The sequence below is a fragment of the Lysinibacillus odysseyi 34hs-1 = NBRC 100172 genome (assembly GCF_001591965.1).
In the GTDB taxonomy this organism is placed as follows: Bacteria; Bacillota; Bacilli; order Bacillales_A; family Planococcaceae; genus Lysinibacillus_B; species Lysinibacillus_B odysseyi.
On record NZ_BCVX01000014.1, the window covers coordinates 54,081 to 73,055 of the forward strand.

16 protein-coding genes are annotated in these 18,975 nt (G+C 42.0%); 2 read left to right on the forward strand and 14 right to left on the reverse strand.

The window, feature by feature from the left end; translation table 11 throughout:
• Positions 1–370 precede the first annotated feature (370 nt).
• Entirely contained in the window at positions 371–2,980 is a 2,610-nt protein-coding gene (locus BOD01S_RS19595; protein ID WP_036152443.1) for a YfhO family protein, read from the reverse strand.
• A gap of 105 nt (positions 2,981–3,085) precedes the next feature.
• On the opposite strand from BOD01S_RS19595, the gene BOD01S_RS19600 reads away from it, so the two are divergent.
• Both BOD01S_RS19600 and BOD01S_RS19605 read left to right on the forward strand, forming a co-directional pair.
• Positions 3,086–4,036, forward strand: a complete 951-nt coding sequence (locus BOD01S_RS19600) for a glycosyltransferase family 2 protein (RefSeq protein ID WP_036152440.1) — start codon at positions 3,086–3,088, stop codon at positions 4,034–4,036.
• Positions 4,037–4,070: 34 nt separating this feature from the next.
• Positions 4,071–4,409 (forward strand): GtrA family protein, encoded by a 339-nt coding sequence (locus BOD01S_RS19605; RefSeq protein WP_052124752.1) that lies wholly within the window; start codon positions 4,071–4,073, stop codon positions 4,407–4,409.
• Between the two features lie 119 nt (positions 4,410–4,528).
• Here the strand turns inward: BOD01S_RS19605 and rny are convergent, their stop codons facing one another.
• The 13 genes from rny to BOD01S_RS19670 all read right to left on the reverse strand — a co-directional run bounded on the left by rny (position 4,529) and on the right by BOD01S_RS19670 (position 18,835).
• The gene (rny, locus tag BOD01S_RS19610; protein ID WP_036152563.1) at positions 4,529–6,082 is read right to left on the reverse strand and encodes a ribonuclease Y; all 1,554 of its coding nucleotides are present in this window, start codon (positions 6,080–6,082) and stop codon (positions 4,529–4,531) included.
• Between the two features lie 327 nt (positions 6,083–6,409).
• Positions 6,410–7,477, reverse strand: a complete 1,068-nt coding sequence (recA, locus tag BOD01S_RS19615; protein ID WP_036152437.1) for a recombinase RecA — start codon at positions 7,475–7,477, stop codon at positions 6,410–6,412.
• A 217-nt stretch (positions 7,478–7,694) separates the two neighbouring features.
• Positions 7,695–8,948: a competence/damage-inducible protein A gene (locus BOD01S_RS19620; protein ID WP_036152435.1), complete on the reverse strand. Its 1,254-nt coding sequence runs from the start codon at positions 8,946–8,948 to the stop codon at positions 7,695–7,697.
• A gap of 12 nt (positions 8,949–8,960) precedes the next feature.
• Positions 8,961–9,539, reverse strand: a complete 579-nt coding sequence (gene pgsA / locus BOD01S_RS19625) for a CDP-diacylglycerol--glycerol-3-phosphate 3-phosphatidyltransferase (protein ID WP_036152432.1) — start codon at positions 9,537–9,539, stop codon at positions 8,961–8,963.
• Positions 9,540–9,585: 46 nt separating this feature from the next.
• On the reverse strand, positions 9,586–10,476 hold the full coding sequence (locus tag BOD01S_RS19630) for a helix-turn-helix domain-containing protein (RefSeq protein WP_233153171.1): 891 nt from the start codon (positions 10,474–10,476) through the stop codon (positions 9,586–9,588).
• An 11-nt stretch (positions 10,477–10,487) separates the two neighbouring features.
• Positions 10,488–11,276, reverse strand: coding sequence for a DUF3388 domain-containing protein (locus tag BOD01S_RS19635; RefSeq protein ID WP_036152428.1), 789 nt, complete (start codon positions 11,274–11,276; stop codon positions 10,488–10,490).
• A gap of 209 nt (positions 11,277–11,485) precedes the next feature.
• Positions 11,486–11,740: a DUF3243 domain-containing protein gene (locus BOD01S_RS19640; RefSeq protein WP_036152426.1), complete on the reverse strand. Its 255-nt coding sequence runs from the start codon at positions 11,738–11,740 to the stop codon at positions 11,486–11,488.
• A gap of 42 nt (positions 11,741–11,782) precedes the next feature.
• The gene (ymfI, locus tag BOD01S_RS19645; protein ID WP_036152423.1) at positions 11,783–12,511 is read right to left on the reverse strand and encodes an elongation factor P 5-aminopentanone reductase; all 729 of its coding nucleotides are present in this window, start codon (positions 12,509–12,511) and stop codon (positions 11,783–11,785) included.
• Positions 12,508–13,809 carry an EF-P 5-aminopentanol modification-associated protein YfmH gene (gene yfmH / locus BOD01S_RS19650; RefSeq protein WP_036152419.1) on the reverse strand — a complete coding sequence of 434 codons (1,302 nt, stop codon included), beginning with the start codon at positions 13,807–13,809 and terminating at the stop codon, positions 12,508–12,510. The genes ymfI and yfmH overlap by 4 nt, the downstream gene beginning before the upstream one ends.
• A 2-nt stretch (positions 13,810–13,811) precedes the next feature.
• Complete coding sequence (gene yfmF / locus BOD01S_RS19655; protein ID WP_036152417.1) at positions 13,812–15,074, reverse strand: EF-P 5-aminopentanol modification-associated protein YfmF; 1,263 nt, start codon at positions 15,072–15,074, stop codon at positions 13,812–13,814.
• A 214-nt stretch (positions 15,075–15,288) separates the two neighbouring features.
• Entirely contained in the window at positions 15,289–16,248 is a 960-nt protein-coding gene (locus BOD01S_RS19660) for an ABC transporter permease (RefSeq protein WP_036152414.1), read from the reverse strand.
• 1 nt (position 16,249) lies between these two features.
• Positions 16,250–17,296, reverse strand: a complete 1,047-nt coding sequence (locus tag BOD01S_RS19665; RefSeq protein WP_036152411.1) for an ABC transporter permease — start codon at positions 17,294–17,296, stop codon at positions 16,250–16,252.
• Positions 17,297–18,835, reverse strand: a complete 1,539-nt coding sequence (locus tag BOD01S_RS19670) for an ABC transporter ATP-binding protein (RefSeq protein ID WP_036152409.1) — start codon at positions 18,833–18,835, stop codon at positions 17,297–17,299.
• Positions 18,836–18,975 lie beyond the last annotated feature (140 nt).

An 18,975-nucleotide genomic window follows, 5' to 3' on the forward strand; every position in this document is an offset into this window, starting at 1 on the left:
ATCTACAAGTTATCATTAGCATACTCCTATTTTCCATTACGTGAGATGCCAAACTGTTAACAATTATATTTCATACATTAAATTTTGCATTATTCTATTATTTATCGGTTCACTACCGTAACCCCGCTTGATTTCTATTTTGGCTGGACGCTTTCCTGCCGAGCGCCCGGCTCCAACTAAATGGTTACGGGAATCTACTCCCGTAACCAATAGATTTTCTACATATGGTCCTCCCCAAGGAGCCGCCAGCCGCCACTCCAATCAACCTGATATTAAGCTAGTTTGTCATCCCCATTCATGATGAAGATTTTATTTATTTTATACTTATAGGTTCTCCAGCATATCGCCATCACTATGAATACTAAGAGGCTTATGCTTTTTTCCTTCTTCTCCAAGCATAAATTCCTACAAGCAGTAATGTAATAATGGAAATAACGAGGCTTTCCTTAAAGAACGGCGAGACATAAGACATTTCAATTTTATGTTTACCCGGTGAAAGCGGGAAGCCGATAAACGCATGATTCACTTCATAAGTATCCTGTTTCTTCCCATCCACTTTTACACTCCAGCCCCTGCTGTATGGAATGGACATAAAGAATATACTATCATCAGCAATCGTCACATCGCCTGACAGCTTATTACGGTGATACATTATATTTTCCAGTCCTTGCTGTTTCAACGTATCAACTCTCTTTTTTAGCGGCTCATAGCTGTTACGATAAACCCGCACATCACCAATTTTATAAGAGCCCGGCGTTAGCCTGATCTGAATCGTTTCTTTTTCATACAACCAGCCCAAATTAAAGGTAAAGGAGTCTTTTGGATAGGACCATGTCCATTTATCCGCATACTGAAGCATTTCTTTATCCTGAATCGACACCGTAAAATCTTTATCTTTAAGAGGCTTAATATCAATCTCTACTATGAGCTCCCCTGTTGTTCCTGTTTTTCTATAAGGCACTTCAATATAGGCATCTTCCTCTGCAGTATAGATCTGGTCTGTCGTTTTTTTCATATTGACGAGTGTTACATCCTCCATACCAGTAAAGAGCGTCTCTACCTCCAGCTCGTTTGGATCAAAGGCGGAAGGTGTTAGCTGTAGCTCCCTATCCTTTACGGTTACCGCCGATAGAATCGCCTGGTCTTTTTCTGGTGTTGTCAGGGAATCAAATGTTTCCTCCGATATCCATGCGTCTGCCGGATAGGCAAAGCCGACAGGCAGCTTGTTTTTATTTTGCCGCACATGCCAATTCGTTGTTGTATACACTGATTCATATCCGTATGGCTCATACCATGTTTTTGCCTCGCTCACATAAAACTCATTACCGAAAGCTGTCTCAAGATACAGTCTGTTATCATAGTTATGATATAGGCTGACTGTTCCTATTTGGCGGATATTATAGTTCTCCTTATATAATTGATGGAGATTACGGGGAATAAGACTATGGTAAGCGCTATGCGTCTTTAAGCCGTAATACATGCCAGAGTTTTGCTGTATTCTCGGTGAATCCCAAATCGTACGGCCAAATCCTTCTTCCAGCTGCTTGATTTTATTGGATACTTGCAGCCCCTCATACTGCCCATAGCCTACCGTATCAAAATAAGTATCAAACTGCTGAACACCTTCCGTCACATCTTCATTAACCTTCGTAAAGTAAGCATAATACTGAAGAGCCCCTGTCCATACAAGACTGACCATGATAAGTATACTTGCAAATGGCCGCCACTTGTTTTTGGCAGTATAGAGAACAAGCCCAGTCACTCCTGCAATACCTAATAGGAGCAGCAGTATATCATAATGAACGGATACTTTCGGGCGATCCGGCCAGCGCCAGCACATATAACCTGTAAGAGCAGCGAGCGACAACACCGCAGGCACCCATATCCTCTTTCTTTCCACTATCTCATCGAAAAAATAGCCTGCTATGAAACTGCACGTAAAGGCGATCAAATAATACCAGCGATTTTGCATTGCCGATAATCCGTTAAATAGTGAATACATAAACGGAATCAGATAGAAGCTCATTACAATAAGTACGAATAGCTTCTTCGGCAGCAGCTCCCGCTTGCGGATACATAATCCGCCGACAAGCAGTACGAGTACAAGCACCGCCATACCGATTGTATAGTTACTATGATAGGACATGAAAAACAGCTGGGGAACTTTTTCATAAAAGGAGCCCGCAAAGACAGCGGGAATATCATAATCCTTTGCCAGCCGGTCACTGCTTAAAAACTGGTATACAGCAGGAAAGAAGCTGAAGGCAGCGATCCCGATACTGGCTGTGTAGCATAACGCCAGCCTCAGTGTATACTTCCCAAAATGCCTGATGCTTTTCGATTCCTCCAGTTCTGTATATTTATAGATGGCATAAATGATAAAGTAAATAGTCGTAATAAAAGCGAAATAGAAATTGGATGCCACAATGAATGCAAAGGTAAAGATAAAGAACAATGGTTTTTTTGTTTTAAGATAATGATGGAATGATAAAATGAGCAATGGAAGCCATACAAATGCATCCACCATAAAATCAAAAATGAAGCTGTAAATCGCGAACGTCGCTGACCCTCCGTATAACAGGCCGCCAATGATGGATGCCGTAAAACTGCGCTTTTCATATTGCAAAAGCAAAAACATGAAAAACATCGCTAAAAATACTTTCCCAATTGAAAGCGGTAAATTCAGTGCAATGACATCTTCCAACGTTCCCACATCAACGAGCGCCGAAAGCAGAAAGAAAATCGATGTGGAATAATAGTAGTTAAACTGCGCGAATAAATCACCGCCTAATCCGTAGGCCCAAGACCAGAAAAAATTTAAATCCCGGTACTCATCCGTTAATAAATAACGGTAGAATAACATTTGTCTTGTCGCATCCGTCCCTCGCGGTGTAAGCGGCAGTTTCGTTAATAGAAAGTAAATATGTATAAAAATAGAACTTATGAACAGTGTCACGAAGCCAAAAAAGATCCTTTTCATGTTGTCACCTCTCCTTTATTATAGCAAAGCACATGCCTTGATTTGCATTATTTCCTGAGAACGATACAATAGTAATGATTCAATAAAAAATAGTGTAGGTGTAATATGAAACTATCTATAGTTGTACCTTGTTATAATGAGGAATCAGTGTTACCAAGGTTTTACGAAGAGATCAAGGATATACTTCACCAGTTAAACACGTCTTACGAAGTAGTATTCGTCAATGATGGAAGCAAGGATCAAACACAGCACATCCTGCAGACACTTTCAGAACAAGATTCTCTGATAAAATATGTGTCCTTCAGTAAAAACTTCGGAAAAGAGTCCGCCATGCTGGCCGGGCTTTCCTATTCATCCGGTGAATATGTCCTTATTATGGATGCGGATTTGCAGCATCCTCCTTCGCTTATTCCCGCAATGCTCGCAAAGGCGTTGGAAGGCTATGACCAGGTCATTGCAAAGCGGGACCGTTCCGGTGAGAAATTTACCCGGTCATTTTTAACAAAGCTTTATTATAAACTAATTAACTCCCTTGTTGATGTCCGGCTTGAAAACGGAATTGGCGATTTCCGTCTGTTGAGCCGTCGGGCAGTCGATGCACTTCTCTCCTTAAAGGAGTATAACCGTTTTTCCAAAGGTTTATTTTCCTGGATTGGGTTTAATGAGGCTATTATTGAGTATAAAAATATTATACGCGAAGAAGGTGCCAGCAAGTGGTCCTTCGCAAGCCTGCTGAATTATGGTATCGACGGAGTGATTTCCTTTAATAATAAACCGCTGCGCATCGCTATTTATCTTGGGCTCACTGTAACGCTTCTCGATATTTTATATGTACTTTATATGCTCATACAAATCACGATGAAGGGCATTGATGTACCGGGATATTTTACGACGATCGCGGCAATTTTACTTGTCGGCGGCCTCCAGCTGTTCTTTATGGGCATTATCGGTGAATACATCGGCCGTATCTATTATGAGGTAAAAAGGCGTCCGCCTTACATCGTTGCAAAGACAGCCAATTTTGAAAAGGAGACAGAGCGTGAAAAGATTTATTAACGGAGAGGTGCTTCGTTTTATTATTGTCGGCTTCATGAACACCGGCAATTACTATATTCTTTATCTATTATTTTTGCATATATTCGGATGGAATTATATGCTCTCCCACATTCTTGCCTTTTTAATCAGTATGGTAGGTTCCTTTTTCCTAAACTCGTATTTTACATACAAAACGAAACCAACATGGAAGAAGTTTATGCAGTTTCCGCTTACCTATGTAGTCAATATTTCGGTAACAACGGCCAGTATTTATTTATTAGTGGATGTATTAGGGCTAAACGAAACAGTATCGCCTTTGCTTGCTTCTGTCATCGCCATCCCTTTCACTTTCCTCATTTCAAAAAAAATATTAAAAAGCGGGCCATCCCATTAAGGAGGTCCGCTGCCTATTAACCATCCTTTTCTCATTGTGCCGATACTAGAGAAGGCTAGTTATCTGGTTTCCTTTTCTTGCATAAAAAATGCAGCGCTCCAAACGGAACGCTGCATTTTTTATTTCGCATACTCCACAGCCCGTGTTTCGCGAATAACTGTAACTTTAATATGTCCCGGATAATCCAACTCTTCTTCAATACGCTTCCGAATGTCTCTAGCGAGTCGATGAGAGGCAAGATCGTCAATTTTATCTGGTTGAACGATAATGCGGATTTCACGGCCTGCCTGGATGGCAAAGGATTTTTCCACTCCATCGTAGCTTTCAGAGATTTCCTCCAGCTTTTCCAGACGACGGATATAATTTTCAAGCGTTTCACTACGCGCTCCTGGGCGGGCTGCTGATAATGCGTCAGCTGCTGCAACTAAAACGGCGATAACAGAAGTCGGTTCCGTATCTCCATGGTGAGAAGCAATACTGTTAATAACAACAGGATGCTCTTTATATTTGGTAGCAAGCTCTACACCAATTTCAACATGGCTTCCTTCTACCTCGTGATCAATTGCCTTACCAATATCATGTAGTAGACCAGCACGTTTGGCTAATGTAACATCTTCACCAAGCTCTGCAGCAAGTAACCCTGCTAAATGTGCTACTTCGATGGAATGCTTCAGCACATTTTGACCATAGCTTGTCCGATACTTCATACGGCCGAGAATCTTCATTAAATCTGGATGCAGATTGTGGATACCAACCTCGAACGTAGTCTGCTCACCTGTTTCACGAATCTGCTCGTCCACTTCACGGCGAGATTTCTCTACCATTTCTTCAATGCGGGCAGGGTGGATACGTCCATCCTGTACGAGCTTCTCCAATGCCAGACGAGCTGTTTCCCGTCGAATTGGGTCAAAACCGGATAAAATAACCGCTTCCGGTGTATCATCGATAATAAGATCGATACCTGTAAGTGTTTCAAGTGTCCGAATGTTCCGACCTTCACGGCCAATAATACGGCCTTTCATTTCGTCATTCGGCAAGTTCACGACCGATACAGTCGTCTCAGCTACATGGTCTGCAGCAAAACGTTGTAACGCAAGTGATAAAATTTCGCGGGCCTTTTTATCGGATTCTTCTTTTGCGCGTGTTTCTGCCTCTTTTGTCATGACAGCAATATCCGTCGAAAGCTCATTCTCCACTTCTTTTAGAATGAAGCCTTTTGCCTCTTCGCGTGTCAACGCGGCAATACGCTCAAGTTCCGACTTTTGAGCCGCAACAAGCTCTTCCACTTTGCTTTCCATCTGTTCAATATGCTGTTGTCTCTCGGCTAGAGCTTCTTCTTTACGCTCCAGGCCTGTTTCTCTCTTGTTCAGAGCATCATCCTTGCGATCAAGATTTTCTTCTCTTTGCAATAAACGGTTCTCTTGTTTCTGAAGTTCCAAGCGACGTTCACGAATGTCATTTTCAGCTTCAGTACGAAATTTGTGAGTTTCATCTTTTGCTTCAAGCAGTGCTTCCTTTTTCAGTGCATCAGCTTCACGCTTTGCCTCTTCGACAATAGTAGCGGCCTGATGTTTTGCACCGGTCACTTTTGACTCATTCACTTGTTTCATGTAGAAATAGATAACAGCGGCACCGACGATGAATCCAAGCAAAGCGGGGATAATCATTTCCATCATGTAACCCCTCCTACTTGCTCATTATGTCTGATGTTCCAGTCGGCGAATATTAGACAATCTAATATGTGCCTATTTCATTTCAAATGTAAAAAAATTATACATGATTAATTGTATAGTTCTAACCCAGGTCTGTCAAGGATTCCCGCCATTCTAGGCATTACGGAGCCTCTATACCATTGTAATATATTTTACTATGAAATGCTGCAGAAGAATTTGCTGCCTGTTTTATTATAAATGGCTGCTCCAATAAGAGGACATAAAAAAACCATTGAGGAATAATTGTTCCCCAATGGTTTCGGTGTAGCCTATACAGTTTTTCTCTGCTTATTCTTCACCTAAATCAAGCAATAATTCCTCATCCATTTCCTCATCTTCATCATGAGCAGCAATTTCATACGTATTGCCTTTTCCAATGCCGTATTCTACACGGATTTTTTCCGCAATTTCGTCACGAACAGCAGGGTTCTCTTTTAAGAACTGCTTAGCATTTTCACGGCCTTGACCAATACGCTCATCACCATATGAATACCAAGAGCCGGATTTTTGAACGATATCTAACTCTGCACCAATATCCACGATCTCTCCTTCTTTTGAGATCCCTTCACCATACATAATATCTACTTCTGCTGTACGGAATGGCGGCGCCACTTTATTTTTAACAATTTTAATTTTCGTTTTGTTACCTACAATATCAGTACCTTGTTTGATTGCTTCCGCTCTACGTACTTCCAGACGGACAGAAGAATAGAATTTAAGCGCACGTCCACCAGGAGTTGTTTCCGGATTTCCAAACATTACCCCAATTTTTTCACGTACTTGGTTGATGAAAATCGCTAATGTTTTCGATTTATTGATAGCACCTGACAGCTTACGCAATGCTTGAGACATTAAACGCGCCTGAAGACCCATGTGGGAATCGCCCATCTCGCCTTCAATCTCAGCTTTTGGCACCAATGCTGCTACGGAGTCAATGATCAGGATATCGATCGCACCGCTTCGTACTAATGCTTCTGCGATTTCCAGTGCCTGCTCTCCTGTATCAGGCTGGGAAAGTAATAATTCATCAATATTTACGCCAAGTTTTTGAGCGTACACAGGATCTAACGCGTGCTCTGCATCGATAAATGCAGCTTGTCCACCGTTTGCCTGAATTTCTGCAATAGCGTGAAGCGCTACTGTTGTCTTACCTGATGACTCTGGTCCATAGATTTCAACAATACGGCCACGTGGGTATCCACCTACCCCAAGTGCTGCATCAAGAGCTAAAGAGCCACTTGAAGAAGTTTCGATTTGACGATCTGTTGTCTCTCCCAGTTTCATAATGGAGCCTTTACCGAATTGCTTTTCAATCTGTTTTAATGCCATATCTAGCGCGGCTTTACGTTCACTCACGAATGTTTTCCTCCTTTGAATACGAACTCTTTTCGTTATGTCTCTATTATACTTGTTGTTGAGACAAACTACAAGAAAAAAGCGAACATATTTTCGTTTTTTAGCAAAAATAAAAATTTGGGCATATATACTATACCCAAATTTAACGTTTGCCTTATTTACGGCTCCCTAATATAACATGCACTTTTTTCAAACAAAAGCACGCCTTGATTGAGCCTTAATTTTTATAACCTTTTTCTATTAGATTGCGCATTAAATAACTACAAGTAAACTTTACAGTGCGAAGACGATTTGTATTGCGTGAGCCTGATAACTGTAATAGATAAGTCAATGGAGGTTCCTGACCGATACTGATACCAATCCAGACTGTTCCAGCCGGTTCACTGCCGTGTGCGTCCGGACCTGCTGCCCCTGTTAAGCCAACCCCGATTTCTGTGCCGAACTTTTCACGAACATTAAAAGCCATTGCTGCTGCACACTCGCTGCTTACAACACTATGTTCCTTGATAATTTCAACGGAGATACCTAGCTGTTCAATTTTTGCCTGCTCCGTATAAGTAACTACTCCACCAGCAAGAGCGGTACCGACTCCTGGAATTTCTGCTAGCGTCGCTTGAAATAACCCGGCAGTCAAACTTTCAGCAGCTGCAATCGTTAAATTATTTTTAACAAGCATATCCACTAACTTTGAAGGGAGTGAATCATCATCAACCCCGTAGCAGTACTCGCCGACAATCGCTAATACTTCTTCTTTTTTCTCATTAATCATTGTCCAGGCGGCTTCTTCTGTGTCTGCTTTTGCTGTGATGCGAAGTGTTACTTCTCCGTCCGCAGCTAGTGGTGCCAAAGTAGGGTTTGTCTGCTCATCGAGAAGGTCCTGCAGACGGACTTCAAGCTCTGCCTCTCCTATCCCGTAAAAACGGAGCACATGGGAAATAATTTTTGATCCCTTCCCCAATTTTTTAGCGAGGTATGGCTTTGCCTCATGCTGAAACATTGGCTCCAGCTCTTTCGGAGGGCCCGGCAGCAAAATATACGTATATGAGCCGCGTTCTAAAAGCATCCCTGGTGCCATGCCGTTGTCGTTTACCAGCACATGACTACCTTCCAGCACTAATGCCTGCTTACGGTTATTCTCCGTCATTTCACGCCCATGCTTCGTAAAATACTCTTCTATAAATTCAAGAGCCTTCTTGTCCAGCGTAAGCTCTACCCCTAAGTGAGCAGCAATTGTTTCCTTCGTCAGATCATCTTTTGTCGGACCTAGGCCTCCGGAAAAGATAATGCAGTCTGCCCGGTTTTCCGCTACGCGGATCGCTTCTTTCAGACGTGCAGCATTATCTCCTACTACTGTATGATAATAGACATCGATTCCCAGCTCGGAAAGCTGACGGGATATAAATTTAGCATTTGTATTGGCGATCTGTCCTAAAAGTAATTCTGAACCTACTGCAATAATTTCTGCCTTCATAATTAACCTCGCTTATTTGGAGTCTAATAATACACGGCGGTTTAAATAGAAATAATCCCAGCCAGACCAAATCGTAAAGAATAGCGCTACATAAAGGGCAATATCATCAAATGGAATGCCCATCATCGTAAAAATGGTATTATGTAAAAACAGCGCTGAAATGGCTACGATTTGAGCCCAAGTTTTAATTTTGCCTAGCTGGTTTGCTGCCACTACTTCGCCTTCACCCGCCAAGATCAGGCGAAGACCTGTAACAGCAAATTCACGGGAAATAATAATAATAACGATCCATGCATCTGCCAGGTCAATTTCCACCAGCAAAATGAGCGCCGCAGAAACAAGTAGCTTGTCTGCCAAAGGATCTAAAAACTTCCCGAAGTTTGTAACCAGATTGTATTTACGTGCATAATAACCGTCCACCCAGTCAGTTACTGATGCGATAATAAAGATCAATGCACCGACGAAATGATTGACAGGCATTTCTGCACCGAACAGTTCCATCGTTCCCCAGCCAAAGTCAAACATAATTACAATCATGAAAAATGGGATTAAGCAAATACGAGAGACTGTAATCTTATTTGGAATATTCATTTATTAACACCTTTCATTTGAAACAAAGTAGTCATCTTTACGATGACTACTGAGCTTGTTGTTCTTGAGCTAATTTGAAAATAAAGTTTTGCGTTACGGCACTTGACGGAGAAGTTACTTCTTCATCATTGACAAATACTTTCGCACTTGCTGCACTACCTAATCGGATACGCACATACCCGTCGGCAGTAGCATCATACTCTACTTTTTCACCCGGATTGTACATTTTCCCAAGATTATCTACGCCTTGTGTATTACGGAAAGCGATCCAACTAGCACTGTTAATAATTTCAACGCGGATTTTTAATTGGTCCGTACCTGTTACTTCGAAGTTTACGTCTTCACCATTTACTGCTCCGGCGGAAATGGCTTGAGCTGGTTCCTCATCTACAGGCTCCTCTTCCTCAACTGGCTCTTGGCTGCCTTCAGTGTCTGTTTCACCTGAAGTGCCTTGCTCGTTTTCATCTGTCGTAGGCTTTACATACTCAATAGGCTTTGTGTCATCCTCCCCAAGATCCGGTGATTCTTGTGATTTTGCCCAATATAAAATAGAAATAACCGCAATGATGACAATAATGAATAAGCCTACAATCACCTTTGGCATCACTTCCATCGTTTTGTTGGAAGAGCGGTTTGCCAATTTGCGGCGGCTTGGACTTTGTTTGTATGACTCTACTACCTCCGCTGTTTGCGTACCGGGTACATCCTTCTTGAACTGGTCAAGCAATTCTTCAGGATCCAGCCCTACCGCCTCTGCATATTGCTTTATAAAAGCCCGTACATAGAAAGACCCTGGCATGATGGAATAGTTACCCTCTTCTATACCCACCAAATACCGTTTCTGAATCTTGGTAATCTCTTGTAAATCTTCTAAGCTATATCCTTTTGCTAATCTCGCTTCCTTTAAGCGAGCTCCTAATTCTGTCAACAATAACACCTACTTTTTATTTAAAAATTAAATCCTCCAAAATCATTTACTGACGACATCATATTATTTTTATCAATCAGTTCATACGTAATTTCCTCATCCGGATGATTACGCAGTTCTATAATATAGTCAAAGTCCTCTAACCTATATTCGGAGTGCTGAACAAAAATATCCGGATGTTCAATTACTTTAATCGTTTCCATATGCATCATCTCCCGCACTAACTGTTGATGACGTTCATCATTTGATCTGCGTGTCACCGCACCATCCAGGATAAAAATATTATTGCCGTTAAACTCATCGCCAATGAGTGCATTTCGGACCGTCTGTTTAATCATCGTGGAGGATAGGAAAATCCACCTTTTATTTGCACAAACGCTGGCCGCTACAATGGATTCCGTTTTTCCTACACGCGGCATCCCTCGGATACCAATCAGCTTGTGGCCTTCTTTTTTGAAAAGCTCAGCCATGAAGTCAACTAAAATACCTAGCTCACTGCGCACAAAACGGAATGTATTTTTCTCATCTGCATCTTTTGGAATATAGTGGCCGTGCCGAACGGCCAACCGATCCCGCAGCTTAGGAATACGAAACTTTGTAATATTGATATGATCCATAGTGGAAACTATGGATATGAAACGTTCAATTGATTCGTCTTTTTCAGCTTTTACAAGCATACCACGGCGAACTTCATCCACGCCATTAATGGTAACAATATTTACACGAAGCATCCCTAGCAGTGAGGCGATATCACCTAACAGCCCCGGTCGATTTACTTGAATTTCATACTCGAAATACCATTCGCCCATGAATGTATCCGTCCCCTCTATTTAGAAACGCCTAAAACTATTATAAGTTCCATGATAGCGGATTTTGTATGTATTGAAAAGTTCGAAAGCACTGTTTTTTACTACAATAATAAAATTAAGTTACCTGAAAGTTATCCTTCCTACTTATTCACCAGAAAATCAAAAGGGAAACCTTAAAAGGTTCCCTTTTCATTGCTTTTTATAAGCAGTTACGACACTTTATGTTCCACTAGTTTAACAACGCAGCTTGCAAGTGCTTTCTTTTCATCCGATGATGCTACTGACCATAAGTCAGCTAAGACACGCTCTTGCTCGTTTTGAGGTTCAACATTTTTAGCTAAATATTCCCCAATCTGAAGAGCTGCTTGGTCGATTATTTTTGACGAAACACCATCTTCTTTTGCATCTTCGACCTTTGCACCTAAAAAGTGTGTCCATTGCTGCCAGCTTTCAAATAAACCCATGTTTTCGCCTCCTCTCGACATTAGTATGTCCGAGACGAGCGATTATATGTACCAGCCACCATTAACATGCAAAATTTGTCCTGTTACATAATCTGCAGCACCACTCAAGTAAAAGCGTGTAAGCTGTGAGACATCTTCTACGTTCCCAAGCTGCTGGAGCGGTATTTCTAGTGCTATCTCCCGTTTTTCCTCTTCACTTAAATGGCCGTTCATTTGTGTATTAATAAAACCAGGCGCTATAGCGTTGACACGAATGCCATTATAAGCAACTTCCTGTGCGTACGCCTTCACAAAGGCATGCTGTGCCCCTTTAACAGCCGAATAGACAACTTCCCCTGCGGCTCCCACTGCTCCCCAGATGGAGCCTATAAACAGTACATAGCTTTTCGTATTGGAACGCAGCTTTTGCGAGACGACTGCAAGCAGCCTCATCGGATTTTGAACATGAACCCGCCACAGCTTTTCCATTTCTTCAACCGGTGTATCTTCCAGCAGTTGTGTATACGCATGTCCATTTGCAAATATGACCGCCTGCACAGAAAAAAGCTGGCCAGCCAACTGATCAGCGCCATTCGGATCGGCAAAATCCGCCCAAACGGGAATGAATTCCTGAGATGGATAGGCGTCTGTATAAGACGCCGCCATCTTCATAGCACGTTCTTTCCCCAAATGATAGTGAAGATAAAGCGACCATCCGTCTGCAGCCAATTCATCACATATTGCGCGGCCGATTGCACCGGATGCTCCACATATTAGGGCGAATTTCTTCATTTTTGCCGCTCATTTACAGGAAGTATTTTAAAGACAGTTTGCTGCTCCTCACCTTGAAGGGATTTGAACGCTTCTTTAATATCTTCTATCGTCAGCTTCTCAATTGTAGGTACCGCATCAAATAAATTCATGTCATTGAATTTATAACGTGTAAATTGATTTGCGATGAACTCAAGTGAATTAAGCGCCCGCAGGAAGTAGCCGATTTTTTTACGCTTGATGCGCTCCACATCTTCTTCCTTGAAAACAGAGCCGTCTTCCGCTTCAGCTAGGCGCTCTTTAATGACTTTTTCAAGTTCATCCGGTTTCGGTGTATCAGAGCCGATGAGGGCAAAGCCGTAGCCCTTTTCCAATGAAAAATCAAATGCGTATGACTCATCAATTAAGCCGTTTTCATATACATTTGTATAAAAATCTGAAGCCCGGCCGAATAGGCATTCAAGAGCAATGGACATTGCCAGCTCATGCTTTAGCATAGCATCTCCGGATAAATCTACTTCTTTTGCCTTCAGCCCGATATAGACCTTTGGCTGCTGTACATCCATGTTCATTTCCCGTTCTTTAATGGCTACCCCTGTCGGCTCTTTTTCAAAGATTCGTTTTAAAGGAGCTGGCTCTGGAAACTCTTTTTTATTTTGGTTGCCCTCAATGAATGCCATCATTTCTGTCGGATCCACTGCACCAATGACAAACAACAGCATATTCGATGGGTGATAAAATGTGTTGTAGCATGTATATAAGTGCTCTGCTGTAATTTTATCAATGGATTCAATAGTGCCGGCAATGTCGATTTTCACCGGATGATTATGGTACATATTTTCAATCGCTCCAAAGTAAAGGCGCCAATCCGGCTGGTCATCATACATCGTGATTTCCTGGCCGATAATACCTTTTTCCTTGTTTACTGTCTCTTCTGTAAAATAGGGCTGCTGCACAAAATCCAAAAGTGTCTCTGTACTTTTATAAAGATGGTTTGTGGCAGAAAACAGATAGGCGGTACGTGTAAAGGACGTAAAGGCATTTGCCTGTGCTCCGACTTCACTGAATTTCTGGAAGACATCCCCTTCTTCCTTCTCAAACATTTTATGCTCTAGAAAGTGTGCAATGCCGTCGGGTACCGTGATAGGCTCTTCTTCGCCGATTGGTACAAATGTACGGTCAATAGATCCGTATTTTGTCGTAAATGTCACAAACGTTTTGGAAAATCCCTTTTTCGGCAGAATATAGACATCCAGGCCGTTTTCTAGCTGTTTATAGTACAAAGTTTCATCTAGCTGTTGAAATTCGATTGTCTGCAAAATTAGTCCTCCTTACCGCTTAAGAAATAAACCGCTTCCTGATTGACTTGCTGGGCCATCTTTTGTACATCTTCCGCTGTAACCTCTTGCCAGCGTGCTGCCCATGTATCAACTGTAAATGCTTCGTTTAAATCTTTGTACTGGTCATAAATTTCAATCTGACCCCGCGCAGAATCCAATGCTTCCTTCAATTGGTTTGTCAGCATCGCCTTTGTCTGCGTCAATTCCAGCTCGGAAATTTCTCCGTCCTGCATCACTTTGAGCTGTTCATTGATCACATCGACAGCCTTTTTCTCATTTGACGGCTCAATGCCGGAAACGACAAATACAAGACCATACTGGGACGAATAGGAGCTTGAGGCATAATAAGCAAGGCTTTCACGCTCACGCACATTCATAAAAAGCTTCGAATGGGCATATCCCCCGAATATTCCATTGAAAATTTGCATTTTCGCAAAATCCTCATGGCCGAAATAAACCGGTGTCGAATAGCCGATATGCAGCTTTCCTTGTTTCATTTCCTGACGCTCTCTTGTGTAAGCTTCCGGCTTTGTCTCTACTTCAATCGGCGCTTGTTTTTCATGCACTTCCCGATCTCCAAAAGGCAATGCCTTCTTTAGCTTTTCTTTCATTTCCTCCACATCGATATCGCCTACTACATAAATATCGATTGTATCGTTTGCAAGCATAGAATCGTATGCCTGTTTCAAGGATGCAGGTGTTACTGCCTCCACCTGTTCAATTGTACCGTTTGCCGAAATTGAGGCAGGATGGTTTGGGCGCAGAATCTGTGTAAGGCGGTACTGGGCATAACGTGACTTATCATCAAAAATAGACTGGATGCGCTGCTTTACCATTTCCTTTTCACGCTCAACAATGGCTGGCACAAATGCATCATTTTCAAGATTTGGTTTAAAAATAGCTGTATGAAGCAATTCCAAAGCATCATTTAGCACATTGGAATCCGCTAAATAATGGTCATTGACCGTCTCTACATTCATTAAAACCGTGTGTTCATTTCCACGCTTTGATGTATCAAAATATAAAATCGTTCCGAATAAATCATCTAAATAACTGCGAAATGCTGCGGATGTCTTGAATCTTTCATTCGAGTGCTGTAGTACATTCGTTAATACCGTTCGCTCTGCTGCATCTTTTTCTGTAAGCGGACGTCTCCATTTAATCGAAAAATTGACCGTTTTGAACTGGGCCGTTTGTCGAATATGCAGGGAAACGCCTTTTGCCAATTGTGTCGTTAAAAACAAAAAAACTCCTCCTGACTACCTATTAAATACAGTTCTATTCCCTATTACTATACATGTGAATATGCGCATAATGCAAAATTATTATACGGCTTTTAGGAAAACATTCCTTCTAGTAGAAAAAGCCGCCTCGAAACGAAGCGGCTCTCAACTGACTGTAGATTATTTCATGTACATATTTTTCTTTGTTATCTTACTTGGAGGTCCATTTAGAAAATCATCGTTTCCCTTTGACATAAGGAATACCTACTGCCTTTGGAGACGTTGCTTTTCCAATAAATCCAGCTAACGCTAAAATTGTCAGGACATACGGCAGAATTTGCAGTATAACGAGTGGAATGTCTTGAATATACGGAATTGAACCTCCACCATTACTCAATGTTTGCGCTAAACCAAAGAATAGCGCTGCTCCTAATGTACCAAGCGGATTCCATTTACCAAAGATCATCGCTGCAATAGCAATGAATCCCTGCCCTGTAATTGTTGTAGCCGAGAAATCCAGGGGAATCGTCTGTGCAAACACTGCACCGCCGACGCCCGCTAATGCTCCGGAAATCATAACAGCAATGTATCTTGTTCTTGCTACATTGATACCCATCGTATCAGCAGCCATAGGATGTTCCCCTACTGAGCGGAGACGTAAACCAAATGGCATTTTGTAAAGAACAAACCAAGCACCGATCGCGACGATGAAGGCTAAAATAGAGACACTATATACGTCATGGAACAACAGCGGACCAAGGAATGGTATATCCGATAGATATGGTATTTCAAAACGACGAATCGGCGCTTCGATCATATCAGTCTGGCCTTTTTGATAAATTAGCTTAACAAGGAATACCGTCAATGCTAATGCTAATAGATTAATAGCTACCCCGATAACCGTTTGGTCGGCACGGAACGTTATGGCTGCTACTGCAATCAGCAAAGAAAAGATGGCGCCCGCTACAAGAGCAGCTAAAATCGCAATCCATATCACATTATGGCCGAATGTATCATAATATTCTAGATTAACATAAATCCCAGTGAATGCACCGATTACCATGAGCCCTTCTACCCCTAGCCCGATAACACCTGAACGTTCCGAGAACAACGCACCAATCCCTGTAAAAATTAGTGGTGTGGCGTAAAAGATGGCTGAAGGGATAATAAAATATAATACTTCTAAAAAGCTCATCTTATTTCGCCTCCTTTTTCTTACCCATTTTTTCTAAAACCACTCGAATGATGTAGCCTGAAGCTACGAAGAAGATAATTAATGCGATAATAATAGATACGATTTCTTCTGGAATTCCGGCAGCATTCGGCATATTTAAAGCACCATATTTCAGGGAGCCAAATAATGACGCACCGAATACTACTCCAAGAGGTGTATTCGCACCTAATAACGCAACAGCAATCCCGTCAAATCCAATTCCTGACATAGCGGCTTTAATAGAAGCATTTTGATATGTTCCAAGAGCTTCCATTGCCCCAGCAAGACCGGCGAATACTCCGGAAATCGTCATTGCTAGAATAATATTTTTCTTAACGCTCATCCCCGCATATTCCGAAGCATGGTGATTGAAGCCGACAGACTTTAATTCGTACCCACGTGTTGTTTTTTCCAGAATGAACCACATTAACAACACCATAAGCAGTGCCACGATAATCCCTAAGTGCAGACTTGAATTATCAGTAATATCGCGTAGCCATTGCCAGCGTAACGTAGCTGTTTCGGCTACAGTTTCTGTTTTATAGCCCCCGTCTGTAATCTGCTTGATGATGGCATTCATCACATACAGTGCCGTATAGTTCAGCATAATAGATGAAATAACTTCATGTACATTGAATCGTGCCTTTAAAAAGCCGACAAGAAATGCCCAAAAGGCACCAGCTGCCGCTGCAGCAAGCAATGCCAGTGGCAAGTGGATAATACGAGGCAGATCAACAGCATAGCCTACCCACGCTGCTGCCAGCCAGCCCATTAATAATTGCCCTTCAACACCGATATTGAATAATCCCGTACGGAATGCGAACGCAACTGCTAAACCTGCTAAAATGTACGGAGTAATTTGACGAATTGTATTACCAATTGAATAGGAATCTCCAAAAATACCTTCCCATAAAGCAATATATCCTTGTACTGGATCGTAGCCGCTGACAAGCATAACGATCGCCCCGACTATCAAACCAATGATAATGGATATAACAGGAACGAGTATATTAACTACACGACTGTTCATCTAATCGTTCCCTCCCTTTTTTGTTTGCTGAAGCTGTTCGCCGGCCATTAATAAGCCAAGCTCCTGCTCCGTTGTATCTTTCGGCAGCACTGTATCCATGATCATTCCATCATAAATAACGGCGATACGGTCTGACACGTTCATTACCTCATCCAATTCAAACGAAATTAATAGTACCGCTTTCCCTTTATCGCGCTGTTCGATCAGACGTTGGTGGATAAACTCAATCGCCCCTACATCTAAGCCGCGGGTCGGCAATGCAGCAATCAATAATTCCGGATCCCGGTCCACTTCACGTCCGATAATCGCTTTTTGCTGATTACCACCGGAAAGCGCCCGTGCAGGTGTCATTTCCCCCTGCCCTGTCCGCACATCATACTCTTCGATAATTCGGCGTGCTATTTCGTTTACCTTCTTATAATTCATAACGCCGTTTTTAGAAACCGGCTCCTGATAATAAGTTTGTAGAACGATATTATGACCAATCGGGAAATCCAATACTAATCCATGCTTATGACGGTCTTGCGGAATATGACCGATACCCGCCTCTGTAATTTTCCGGGGCTTCAGACCAGTAATATTTTTGCCGTTTAGTGTAATCGTACCGCTCTTCACTCCGCGAAGTCCTGTAATCGCCTCAATCAGCTCTGATTGACCATTCCCATCAATCCCTGCTATCCCGACAATTTCGCCTTTTCGTACTTGTAAATTAAGCCCTTTAACCTTATCGACACCGCGGTAATCTGTTACAAATAGATTTTCAATATTAAGTGACACTTCTCTAGGCTGTGGATCTTTTTTCACCGTTTTGAAAGACACTTGACGTCCGACCATTAACTCTGCAAGCTGGTTTGGATTTGTTTCGGCCGTTACCACTGTGCCGACTCCCTCGCCTTTGCGAATAATCGTTACCCGATCGGATACTTCCATAATTTCCTTCAATTTATGTGTGATGATAATGATGGACTTTCCTTCTTTAATCAATAAACGCATAATCGACATCAGCTCATCAATTTCCTGCGGTGTTAAAGAAGCAGTAGGTTCGTCAAAGATTAAGATTTCTGCTCCTCTATAAAGCGTTTTTAAAATTTCAACTCGCTGCTGCATACCGACAGAAATATCTTCAATTTTTGCATAAGGATCGACATCCAGATGATAGCGCTCAGACAGCTCCTTAATTTTTTTCGCTGCATCCTTGCTATTTACAACACCTAATTTTGTCGGCTCACTGCCTAAAATAATGTTTTCCGTCACTGTAAAGTTTTCCACTAGCATAAAATGCTGGTGAACCATCCCAATGCCGAGGTCATTCGCTACATTCGGATCCGTAATTTTCACTGACTTTCCACGTACTTTAATCAATCCGCCTTCTGGCTGGTACAATCCGAAAAGTACGTTCATCAAAGTTGATTTTCCTGCGCCGTTTTCACCAAGCAGCGCATGAATCTCTCCTTTTTTAAGTTGGAGGGTGATATTATTATTAGCTACGAAATTACCGAACTCTTTGCGGATTCCAAGCATTTCAATCACATATTCCAATCTACTCACTCCCTTAGGCCCATTTATATAAAAATAGTAAAAATAAATTAATACAAGAAAGATTTTTATACAAAAAATCTTTCATCTATTAATTTGGCGTGATACAAGAGAACCCCCTGTCTTCACACAAGTATAACGCT

Excerpts from the sequence above, each read along its gene's own strand:
- BOD01S_RS19605 (WP_052124752.1), top strand. The coding sequence starts at position 4,071 with ATGAACACCGGCAATTACTATATTCTTTATCTATTATTTTTGCATATA.
- BOD01S_RS19620 (WP_036152435.1), bottom strand. The coding sequence starts at position 8,948 with ATGAAGGCAGAAATTATTGCAGTAGGTTCAGAATTACTTTTAGGACAG.
- BOD01S_RS19665 (WP_036152411.1), bottom strand. The coding sequence starts at position 17,296 with ATGAACAGTCGTGTAGTTAATATACTCGTTCCTGTTATATCCATTATC.
- ymfI (WP_036152423.1), bottom strand. The coding sequence starts at position 12,511 with ATGAAGAAATTCGCCCTAATATGTGGAGCATCCGGTGCAATCGGCCGC.
- BOD01S_RS19640 (WP_036152426.1), bottom strand. The coding sequence starts at position 11,740 with ATGGGTTTATTTGAAAGCTGGCAGCAATGGACACACTTTTTAGGTGCA.
- BOD01S_RS19600 (WP_036152440.1), top strand. The coding sequence starts at position 3,086 with ATGAAACTATCTATAGTTGTACCTTGTTATAATGAGGAATCAGTGTTA.
- rny (WP_036152563.1), bottom strand. The coding sequence starts at position 6,082 with ATGGAAATGATTATCCCCGCTTTGCTTGGATTCATCGTCGGTGCCGCT.
- BOD01S_RS19635 (WP_036152428.1), bottom strand. The coding sequence starts at position 11,276 with ATGGGCGAATGGTATTTCGAGTATGAAATTCAAGTAAATCGACCGGGG.
- BOD01S_RS19660 (WP_036152414.1), bottom strand. The coding sequence starts at position 16,248 with ATGAGCTTTTTAGAAGTATTATATTTTATTATCCCTTCAGCCATCTTT.
- pgsA (WP_036152432.1), bottom strand. The coding sequence starts at position 9,539 with ATGAATATTCCAAATAAGATTACAGTCTCTCGTATTTGCTTAATCCCA.
- BOD01S_RS19595 (WP_036152443.1), bottom strand. The coding sequence starts at position 2,980 with ATGAAAAGGATCTTTTTTGGCTTCGTGACACTGTTCATAAGTTCTATT.